The 9,134-nt window shown below is 74.1% G+C and carries 11 protein-coding genes; 5 read left to right on the plus strand and 6 right to left on the minus strand.

All coding sequences use genetic code 11. The annotated features are described in order from the left end of the window. Positions 1-102 precede the first annotated feature (102 nt). From ACTIDRAF_RS29595 to ACTIDRAF_RS0217980, 3 genes are all read left to right on the plus strand, one after another. Complete coding sequence (locus ACTIDRAF_RS29595; protein WP_016700113.1) at positions 103-669, plus strand: MarR family winged helix-turn-helix transcriptional regulator; 567 nt, start codon at positions 103-105, stop codon at positions 667-669. Further along, the gene (locus ACTIDRAF_RS0217975; protein WP_016700114.1) at positions 620-1,024 is read left to right on the plus strand and encodes a TOBE domain-containing protein; all 405 of its coding nucleotides are present in this window, start codon (positions 620-622) and stop codon (positions 1,022-1,024) included. Before ACTIDRAF_RS29595 ends, ACTIDRAF_RS0217975 begins: the two co-directional genes overlap by 50 nt. A 167-nt stretch (positions 1,025-1,191) precedes the next feature. Next, the gene (locus ACTIDRAF_RS0217980) at positions 1,192-1,950 is read left to right on the plus strand and encodes an HAD-IIA family hydrolase (RefSeq protein ID WP_157163120.1); all 759 of its coding nucleotides are present in this window, start codon (positions 1,192-1,194) and stop codon (positions 1,948-1,950) included. A gap of 38 nt (positions 1,951-1,988) precedes the next feature. Here the strand turns inward: ACTIDRAF_RS0217980 and ACTIDRAF_RS0217985 are convergent, their stop codons facing one another. The 3 genes from ACTIDRAF_RS0217985 to ACTIDRAF_RS0217995 form a co-directional block, all read right to left on the minus strand. Beyond that, positions 1,989-2,768 carry a PhzF family phenazine biosynthesis protein gene (locus ACTIDRAF_RS0217985; protein ID WP_026066233.1) on the minus strand — a complete coding sequence of 260 codons (780 nt, stop codon included), beginning with the start codon at positions 2,766-2,768 and terminating at the stop codon, positions 1,989-1,991. A gap of 112 nt (positions 2,769-2,880) precedes the next feature. Then, positions 2,881-3,558 (minus strand): TetR/AcrR family transcriptional regulator, encoded by a 678-nt coding sequence (locus ACTIDRAF_RS29600; protein ID WP_157163118.1) that lies wholly within the window; start codon positions 3,556-3,558, stop codon positions 2,881-2,883. Positions 3,559-3,678: 120 nt separating this feature from the next. Beyond that, positions 3,679-3,900 (minus strand): hypothetical protein, encoded by a 222-nt coding sequence (locus ACTIDRAF_RS0217995; RefSeq protein ID WP_016700118.1) that lies wholly within the window; start codon positions 3,898-3,900, stop codon positions 3,679-3,681. 275 nt (positions 3,901-4,175) lie between these two features. On the opposite strand from ACTIDRAF_RS0217995, the gene ACTIDRAF_RS0218000 reads away from it, so the two are divergent. Continuing rightward, a complete protein-coding gene (locus ACTIDRAF_RS0218000) occupies positions 4,176-4,562 on the plus strand; it encodes a cold-shock protein (protein WP_016700119.1) in 387 nt (128 codons plus the stop codon). 539 nt (positions 4,563-5,101) lie between these two features. Here the strand turns inward: ACTIDRAF_RS0218000 and ACTIDRAF_RS0218010 are convergent. The 3 genes from ACTIDRAF_RS0218010 to ACTIDRAF_RS29605 form a co-directional block, all read right to left on the minus strand. Continuing rightward, positions 5,102-5,626, minus strand: coding sequence for a DUF2771 family protein (locus tag ACTIDRAF_RS0218010; protein ID WP_016700121.1), 525 nt, complete (start codon positions 5,624-5,626; stop codon positions 5,102-5,104). 73 nt (positions 5,627-5,699) lie between these two features. Next, complete coding sequence (locus ACTIDRAF_RS0218015) at positions 5,700-7,085, minus strand: MFS transporter (protein WP_016700122.1); 1,386 nt, start codon at positions 7,083-7,085, stop codon at positions 5,700-5,702. A gap of 562 nt (positions 7,086-7,647) precedes the next feature. Continuing rightward, the gene (locus ACTIDRAF_RS29605) at positions 7,648-8,412 is read right to left on the minus strand and encodes an alpha/beta fold hydrolase (protein ID WP_083886448.1); all 765 of its coding nucleotides are present in this window, start codon (positions 8,410-8,412) and stop codon (positions 7,648-7,650) included. An 81-nt stretch (positions 8,413-8,493) separates the two neighbouring features. On the opposite strand from ACTIDRAF_RS29605, the gene ACTIDRAF_RS0218025 reads away from it, so the two are divergent. Beyond that, positions 8,494-9,090 carry a TetR/AcrR family transcriptional regulator gene (locus ACTIDRAF_RS0218025; RefSeq protein ID WP_026066235.1) on the plus strand — a complete coding sequence of 199 codons (597 nt, stop codon included), beginning with the start codon at positions 8,494-8,496 and terminating at the stop codon, positions 9,088-9,090. The last annotated feature ends 44 nt before the right edge of the window (positions 9,091-9,134 follow it).

A 9,134-nucleotide genomic window follows, 5' to 3' on the forward strand; every position in this document is an offset into this window, starting at 1 on the left:
GGGTGGGACGGCGGGGGCCGGGCCCGGCTACCATCCGCGGGTCAGCCGCCCGGGGGAGGGCGGCCGCCGGGGTCGGCCCGGAACAGGCAGGTGAGGGTGTCCATGTCCGAGCGCACCGGGCGGGCGGCGAGGTTGGCGGAGCTGAGCCGCGAACTCGGAGCGGTGACCGCCCTGCTCCACGGGCGGCTCGCCGAACGACTCGGTCTCTCGCCGACCGCCTACAAGTGCCTCGACCTCGTCAGCCGGGCACCGGCTCCCCTGAGCGCGGGCGAGATCGCCGAGGGGGTGGGCCTGTCCACCGGTGCCGTGACCGGTGTGCTCGACCGCCTGGAGGAAGCGGGACATGTCGTCCGCGTCGCTGACCCGGACGACCGGCGGCGGGTGCGGGTCCGGCTCGCGCCCTCGCCCGTGCCCGCCGGGACGGTCGAGGCACTGGCCCCGGTCACCGAGGAGCTGGTCGGCACCTACGGGGACGCGGAACTCGCGGTGATCGAGGACTACTGCCTGCGCATGATCAGCGCGGTCCGGGAGGCCATCGACGCCGGCGACGAGCGGGGCCTCGGCGCTCCGCGCGGCGGCGTCGCCCGCCGGCCGGTGGGCCGACGAGTAGTGTCGCGCCGTGCCGCTCTACCGCATCTCCGAGGCAGCCGGGCTCCTGGGGGTCAGTGACGACACCGTCCGCCGCTGGCTCGACTCCGGGCAGCTCGCCGGTGACGTCGACGCGTCTGGTCGCAAGGTGGTGGACGGCGCCGTGCTGGCCGCCTTCGCTGGATCCACGGCCCGCGCGGTTCCCGATCCCTCCGGGGTGGGCCGCTCGGCCCGCAACCGGTTCGTCGGACTGGTCACCGACGTCGTCGCCGACACCGTGATGGCCAAGGTGGAGCTGGTGTGCGGACCGCACCGGGTGGTGTCGCTCATGAGCACGGAGGCGGTCCGCGAACTGGGTCTCGAGCCCGGTGTGCTGGCCGTCGCCGTCGTCAAGTCCACCCACGTCGTGGTGGAGACACCGCGCCCGCCGACGTGACCCGAGCCCCGTTCGAGGCAGGTGATCGGCCGCCGGACCGGACGAACCGGACACACCGGTAGCGCCGTCGGTGTCCCCCGGTGCAGCATGTTGCGGTGAGCGAGGCAGCGAGCGTCCCCGAGCCCATCCCGTCCGAGGAGCCGGCGCGCTGGTCGTACCTGTTCGACATGGACGGCGTGCTGGTGCACGAGGAGCACCCGGTCCCGGGGGCCGGTGAGCTGCTCGCCGAGCTCACCGAGCGCGGGATGAAGTTCATGGTGCTCACCAACAACTCGATCCACACCCCCCGGGACCTCCGGGCCCGGCTGCTCGGCAACGGTCTCGACGTCCCCGAGGACGCGATCTGGACCTCGGCCCTGGCCACCGCCCAGTTCCTGGACGCCCAACGGCCGGGTGGGTCCGCCTACGTGATCGGGGAGGCCGGGTTGACCACGGCCCTGCACAAGGTGGGCTACGTCCTCACCGACCGCGATCCCGACTACGTGGTGCTCGGGGAGACCAGGACCTACAGCTTCACCGCGATCACCAGGGCGGTGCGCCTGCTGGAGGCGGGGGCCAAGTTCATCGCGACCAACCCCGACTCGACCGGCCCGAGCCGGGAGGGGTCCCTCCCCGCCACCGGGGCGGTCGCGGCGCTGATGGAGCGGGCCAGCGGGCGGGCCCCCTACTACGTGGGCAAGCCCAACCCGCTGATGATGCGCTCCGCCCTGCGCGCACTGGGTACGCACTCGCAGAACACGTTGATGATCGGCGACCGGATGGACACCGACGTCCGGTCGGGCCTGGAGGCGGGCATGCCCACCATCCTCGTCCTCTCCGGGATCTCCGGCCGCGATACCGCCGAGGCCTACCCCTACCGGCCGACCCGCATCATCAGCTCGGTGTCCGACCTCGTCGGCAGGTCGGCGGACCCGTTCCCCGAGTGACGGCCGCGCCCCCGGTCAGGCGTCGGGGCGGCGAACGGTCAGGCGTACAACGAGCCCCGCAGCACGGTGACCGCCCGGCCCCCGAGGCGGACCCGTTCCCCCTCGACCTCCAGGCGCACCCGCCCACCCCGGGCGGAGGCCTGCTCACCGAGCAGCGAGGAGCGTCCCAGTCGTTCCGACCACCACCCGGCGAGGGCGCAGTGCGCCGAGCCCGTCACCGGGTCCTCGGGAACCCCTTGCTTGGGGTAGAAGCACCGGCTCACGAAGTCGGCTTCGCCGCCGGTCTCCTCCGCCGTGAAGATGACACCGCGCCCCGGCAGGGCGGCCAGCGCGGCGATGTCGGGGCGGAGACCGCGGACCTCGGCCGGAGACCCGAGCTCGACCAGGAGGTCCTCCCGACCCATGCCGACGCCGGTCACGGTGACCTCGGGGAGGCCGGTGGGCGGAACTCCGTCCACCCTGCTCGGCGGGTCGGCGGGGAAGTCCATCTCCACCCAGCCCCCACCCGTGGAGACGCAGCGCAGCTCGCCGCTGCGGGTGGCGAAGCGCTGGCTGCCGCCGAGGACGTGGGCGGCGGCCAGCGTGGCGTGGCCGCACAGGTCCACCTCCGTCTCCGGGGTGAACCACCGCAGCGGAAGGGCCGCGTCCGGGTCCTCGGACCCGATCTGCACGAAGGCCGTCTCGGAATGCTTCAGTTCGGCGGCCACCGCCTGCATCCACTCCGGGTCGCGGAACCCGGGGAGGAGGACGACTCCGGCGGGGTTGCCGCCGAACGCCCGGTCGCTGAAGGCGTCCACGAGGTATACGTCAACCGACATGGCGAGACCCTAGCTGCCGTCGCGCGCCCGGTGGTCCTTTCCCGTGCAACTGGTTGGCCGTTCACGGGGTGCCACCCCGGTTCCGGCTCCGCGCTGGCTGGAACGGGGCAGCTCAGTTGCTCGCCCCGCCGAGCTGGGCGGCCCGGGAACCGCCCGGTCTGGCGGGTCCCCTGGTCGGTCGTCGGCGCTGGGCGTGCGCGGACAGGTGCGGGGCGAGCAGGGTCGCCGCGATGGCCGTGACCGAGTCCGCGGCCTCCGCGGGACTGGAACTGGGCAGCAGCAGGTGGCTCAGCGTCAACCGGACGATGCTCTCGCCGTAGAAGACGGTGGCCGAGGGGGGCATCCTCGGCAGTTGCTGGCGGAGGTGCTTGCTGATCAGCTCCACGGCGGCGCGCAGCGTGACGCGGTCCGGCGCGTTGAGGAACGGGAAGAGGGCGGCGGCGTTGATCCCGGTGAGGATCGACGTCAGCAGCGGGTCCTCGACCGTGCGGTCCAGGGTGTGCCGAACGGCGGCCTTGACCCCCGCGACCGGGTCGTCCGAGGCCGCGAGCACGGCCCCGACACCGTCCAGGTAGGCGTGCGCACGGCTCAGCGCGACCGCGTGGGCGAGGGTCTCCTTGCCGCCGAACTCGTTGTAGACGGTCTGGCGGCTCACCCCCGCCGTCGCGGCGACGTCACTCATCCGCAACTTGTGGAAACCGCGTTCGGTGAGGAGTTCGACCGCCCCCGCCAGCAGGGTGTCCCGGAGCGACATCTTGACCCGAACGGGCAACCGGGTGGCCGAGTCCACGGAGATCATTGTTCCGGACAGCGCTTCGATGTCAATCGACCGGCGGAGTCGACGACGACCACCGCGGCCGACGTGGGAGGGCACCGGCCACGGGCAGGGGCCGACCCGGAGCGGCTCTGGTCACCGGGCGGACCGGCGCGGCCGCCGGGCCTGGAACAGCACCGCCACGACGCCCACCGCGAGACCGACCGGGGCGAGCAGCGTCCCCACGTTCAGCCACACCGGCTGGTCCTGGTAGCCGAGGCCGTAACCGGCGAAGGTACCCAACACCGCCAGCAGGCCCACCGCGAACAGCACGACGGCCACCGGCAGGGCGATGCTCCGGGAGGACTTCGGCGACATGACGCCCAGCTTACGCCGCACCGCGCGCCGGTCGGTGGCGAGGCGGTCGGCGGTACCGGGGGAGGGATGAGGGGGCAGCGGGGACCAGGACGGCGGAACGGGGTCGACGTACCCCTTACGCTGAGGGGGACGCGTCCTGGCTTGGGACCATGACGGCGGTGTACCGGTCGGTGCGATCCGCCATGATGCCTGGGTCCGGGCGCGTTCGTCGTGCCGGGGAGACAAACCCAGTGCACCGGAACGACATCCATCGACGACAGGGAACGGTGAGGACAGTGCCGAGCGGCAGGGTCAAGTGGTACGACGCGGAGAAGGGCTTCGGCTTCGTGACCCAGGACGGAGGCGAGGACGTCTACGTTCGCGCGTCCGCCCTCCCGCCAGGGGTGGAGGCGCTCAAGACCGGTCAGCGGGTGGAGTTCGGCATGGCCGAGGGGCGCCGGGGACCCCAGGCGCTGTCGGTCAAGCTGCTCGACGCCCCTCCTTCCGTGGCCGAGGCGAGACGACGGCCCGCCGAGGAGCTGCACGGCCTCATCGAGGACATGATCAAACTGCTGGAGGCGAAGGTCCAGCCGGAGCTGCGGCGGGGCCGCTACCCGGACCGGCGGAACACCAAGCGGATCGCCGAGGTGGTGCGGGCGGTCGCCCGCGAACTGGAGCCCTGACGCGGACACCGGCCGGGGCGGGGCCTGGTCGCACGCGGGGACCACGCGTGCGGCGCCGAGGTCTCCTACCCGGCCGGTGTCCCGGCACGCGTCCCGTGTGCCGGCGGTGCTCCGCCACCGGCCGGTGGACGCGGAACGGCACCCGCCCGCCCAGGACGCCCGGTGGGGCGCCCCGAGCCGGCTTTCCCGGGTGGCGGCGCCCGGGGGTGGGTCGGGTGAAGGTCCACGGCCGAGGACACGTGGCCGCTCGGGACACGTGGCGGCGGCACGTCGACCAGCACGACGCGGTCCTCAGCGAGGCGGCGGCCGGCCAGGGTGGCGTCCACGCGGGCGCCCGTGGTGCCCGAGGCGCGGATCCAGCTGGCGACCTCGACCACGGCCTTGGCGGGCCGTGGGGGCCACACCAGCATGGTCGAGCGGCACCGGCCCGGTGACCCGTCGATACCGGGCCGTGGAGCGGCAGGGCGGATTCCACCGGCAGGTCGTGCGGCGGGGCGCGCCCGTACCGCCTGCGCCGTCCCGGGCCCGGCCGCGCACCGTCAGCGGTCGTCCACCGAGAGGACCCAGGTGCCGCGCGTGATGAAGCCGACCCCGCCCTCGGGGTCCTCGACCAGCACCGCGCTGAACTCCTGGATCTCCACGGTCTCCAGCTGGGCCGTGTCGTTGGGGAGCCGCAGGGTGTAGGCCTGTCGTTCTCCCGGCGGGAAGACGGGGCTGCGGGCCTCCACCTCCTCGCCGTCCTCCCGGTAGCGGAAGGTCACCTGCCACGGCGCGTCGCCCACCTCGCCGGGTACCGACACCTGGAGCGGGTACCCCGGCGGTACCCGCAGTTCCGCGACCGCCTCGGGGTCCACCGAGCACTCCTCGATCAGCACGTCGCAGTGCTGGGCGGGGCCGGTCCGAGCCGTCTCGCCCGCGGCGTAGAAGGAGACGGCCGGCACCGTCGGACTCGCACAGCCCGCGACGCCGAACGCGGCCAGGCCGGCGATCCCCGCCGCGCGGAGCCGTCGCCCCGTCCGCCCGTCGCGTCGCCCGGCCCGTGTCCTCAGCTCCCTGGTGCGCACGGCTGGAGCTTACGGTGCGGTTCGGGCGGGTCTCCCCACCCGGCGGGGGAACGCGGGCCAGTCTGGCCGTCGATCAGCCACCGCCTCCGGGGCCGGACCGGCGCGGCGGTGTGCGCGCCTCGCCCGCTGAGGGGACCTGGTCCGGTCCGGGGGAGGCCCCGGGGCGGGGCGGTCGATCGACGGCCAGGAACGGCAACAGGCTCCGGCCCCGTCCGAGCAGGACGGTCTGGGTGAGCCCGACCGCCACCAGGAGCGACAGCACCGCGAAGCCGATCCAGTAGGTGGGTGGCAACAGCAGTCCGAGCGCGCCGCCGAACACCCAACCCAGCTGGAGCACGGTCTCCGACCGCCCGAACGCCGATGCCCTGGCCTCCTCCGGCAGGTCCCGTTGGAGGAGCGAGTCCAGGCTGACCTTCGCCAGCGCGCTGGCGGTCGCCCCGACCAGGGCGACCAGCAGTGCGGTGGGGTAGCCGGGCGCGATCGCGGCGAGCGCGGTGCTGACCAGGGCCGCCGCCACCACGCCGACCACCACCTGGTCCGGGCGGCTCATCCGGATCCGGCTGCCCACCGCGTTGCCCACCAGGTTGCCCAGGCCGGCCGCTCCCGCGACGAGGCCGAGCATGAGCACGTGCATGCCCGGCGTGTCGTCCGTCGCCTGGATGGCGAAGGCGGCGAAGAACGTCAGGAAGCCGGTCAACAGACGGGCGGTCCCCGTTCCCCAGAGCCCCAGCACCACCAGGCGGCCCAGGGGCTGCCGCGCACGGCCCGACCGGCCGCCGAGCGTGGCCTGGACCTCCCCGTCGGTGTTCTCCACCCAGGCGGGGACGCGGAGGCACAGCGCGGTCCCCCCGACCGCGAGCGCCACGGCCAGCCACAGCGCCCCGCCGGAGCCGAACAGCGCGACCAGGCCGGTGGCCAGGGCGCCGGCGACGGCTCCGGCCGCCAACCCGAAGATCGCCAGCCGGGAGTTGGTGCGCACCAGGGGAACCTCGGCGGGGAGGACCCGGGGCGTCACCGCTCCCCGGAGCACGCCGAACGACTTGGACATGATCATGCAGCCCAGCGCGGCCGGGTACAGCACCCAGCTGTCGAAGTTCAGGGCCATCACCACCACGAGCAGGGCCCGCGCCGCGAAGGAGGCCGCCAGCGCGTACCGCCTGCCCTGCTGGATCCGGTCGAGTGCCGGCCCGATCAGCGGAGCGACCACCGCGAACGGTGCCACGGTGACCAGCAGGTAGAGCACCACCATGCCCCTGCTCTCGCCGGGGGCCGCCGAGAAGAACAACGTGTTGGCCAGCGCGACCGCGATGGCGGCGTCCGCGGCGAAGTTCGCCATCACCGCGTAGGTGAGCCGGTCCAGCCCGGACCGGTGCGCCCCGTCGGCGTGGGCGGCCCGCCAGAACAGGTCCACCGCGTGCAGGGAGAGCTGACGGGCCCGGTACAGGGCGACCCGGGTCACGGTCAGCTTCCTCGGTGGCGGTCCGCCGTCGCGGAGCGGGCGGGTGTCACCGCCCTGCCGGCCGTCCCGCTCGGAGCCGGAACCGGGCGGCGGGGGCGGTGGGACGAGGCGCCGGGTGGGTTCGTCGCCGGTGGGGACGGTCCCGGCCGCCGGACCGCCTGGCGGACCCGGCTGGCCCTGGGGGAGTTCCTCGGTCGGTGGCGGAGCACCCCACCCCGGGGGCCGTGCCGGTGCGGTGTGCCGCTCTGTCCGTCCGCTGTGGTGGTCGGGGGAGGGCGCCGGGTGGTCCTGCGCCGGTGGGAGCGAGGGCTGGTCGGTCCACCCTCGTCGTGGTCGACGCCCCCGTCGGGGGCTGGCGCCGCCCCGGGAGTCCCGTTCCGGGGGTGGTGTTGGCGGAACGTGCGGCTCCCCGACCCAACGACGCTTGCGCCCCAAGCCTCCCGACCTCCTCCCGTGTCGGAGTTCCGGTGGCGGGAACGGCTCCCACCGCGAACCCCATCCTGCACCAGGACGACGCCCGGCGGGTCGGGATCGGGCGCGGTGCCGTGGCGGACCGCCGCCTTCAGAGCAGCGTGCCGATCAGCCGTCCCAGCGCCACGGGGTCCTCGGCGTGGGCGAGGTGCCCGTGCCCGGGGAGCAGGGTGGTGCGTGACAGCGGCAGCCGGTCGGCGACCCGCTCGAAGGCCTCGCCGTAGGGCGGGCGCCCCCTGCTGTGCTCGCCGAGGACGAGCTCGGCGGCCAGGCTGGCCCAGCCCTCGCCGGGGCGGAAGCGGTTCAGCGCGGCGTGTTCCTGGGGAAGGGGGGCCGCCAGCTCCCGCAACCGCGACCAGGCGGCCGTGGCGCGCAGGGCGGTGACCCGCTCGCGCGGGAGGCGGGCGATCTCCTCGTGGACGATCTCCACCCTGGTGTCGAGGTCGGCGCGCCGCAATGCCGGCAGGACGTGCTCGGCGAAGGGCGCGAGCACCGGTTCGTAGGCCACGACGCCGAGGACGCGGCTGTCGAGCGCCGCTGCCTCCAGGGCGATGGTGGCGCCGTAGCTCCATCCCACGAGCCGCACCGGGCTCGCCAGTTCGTCGAGCCAGGCCAGCAGGTCGGCCACCTCGGTGCGCGTGGAGTAGTCGTCCCCCGGTGGGCCGCTGCCGCCACGTCCGCGCCGGTCGAGGACGAGCGCGGGTTCGGGGCGGTCGAACGCCTCGGCCACGGGGAGGAAGGCGCGGGCGTCGGCCAACACCCCGGGGACGACCACGGTGGGTGGCCCTTCCCCGGCGCTCCACAGACCGTGGAGCCGTGTTCCCGCGCGTCGGGTGGAACGGGACTTCGAGGGCATTCGCTCCTCCAATTCTGGAGTGATCACTTCAGAATTGGACGCTAGTCGGGTTCCCGAGCCCGATCAAGCAGAATCCCGGGCATGGGCGCACCAGGACGCGGACGGCGACGCGGCTTCGACCGGGACGAGGCGTTGCTGACCGCCACCCGGCTGTTCTGGGAACGCGGCTACGACGGCACCTCCCTCGCCGACCTGACGGCGGCGATGGGGATCTCCCCCTCCAGCTTCTACGCGGCCTTCGGCGACAAACGAACGCTGTTCGCGGAGGCCGTCCTCGGGTACATGCGGCGCTACACCGCCATCTACGTCGACGCCGCCGGTGAACCCTCCGCGCGTGCGGCCGTGGAGCGGCTGCTCCGGGATTCCGTGGACGAGTTCACCGACGAGAGCCGGCCGATGGGCTGCCTCACCGTCAGCGCCGCGATGACCGGCGGCGCCGACACCATCGACGTGCGCAGGACGCTGGAGGAACAGCAGGTTGCCCTGACCGCCGTCATCCGGGAACGCATCGAGCGGGACCGCGCCGCCGGCGCGCTGGGCCCCGAGGTGGACCCGGACGTCTGGACGGAGTGGGTGCGGGTGGTCTGGGAGGGCCTGTCCAACCAGGCCAACGCGGGCACGCCCCGGGAACGGCTGCACGAGGTCGTGACGCTCGCCCTGCGCGTCTGGCCGAGCTGACGGGGAGGAGTCGCCCGCTGGCGGGGAGCGGACCGCGAAGGGGG

The organism is Actinoalloteichus spitiensis RMV-1378, assembly GCF_000239155.1.
GTDB lineage: Bacteria > Actinomycetota > Actinomycetes > Mycobacteriales > Pseudonocardiaceae > Actinoalloteichus_B > Actinoalloteichus_B spitiensis.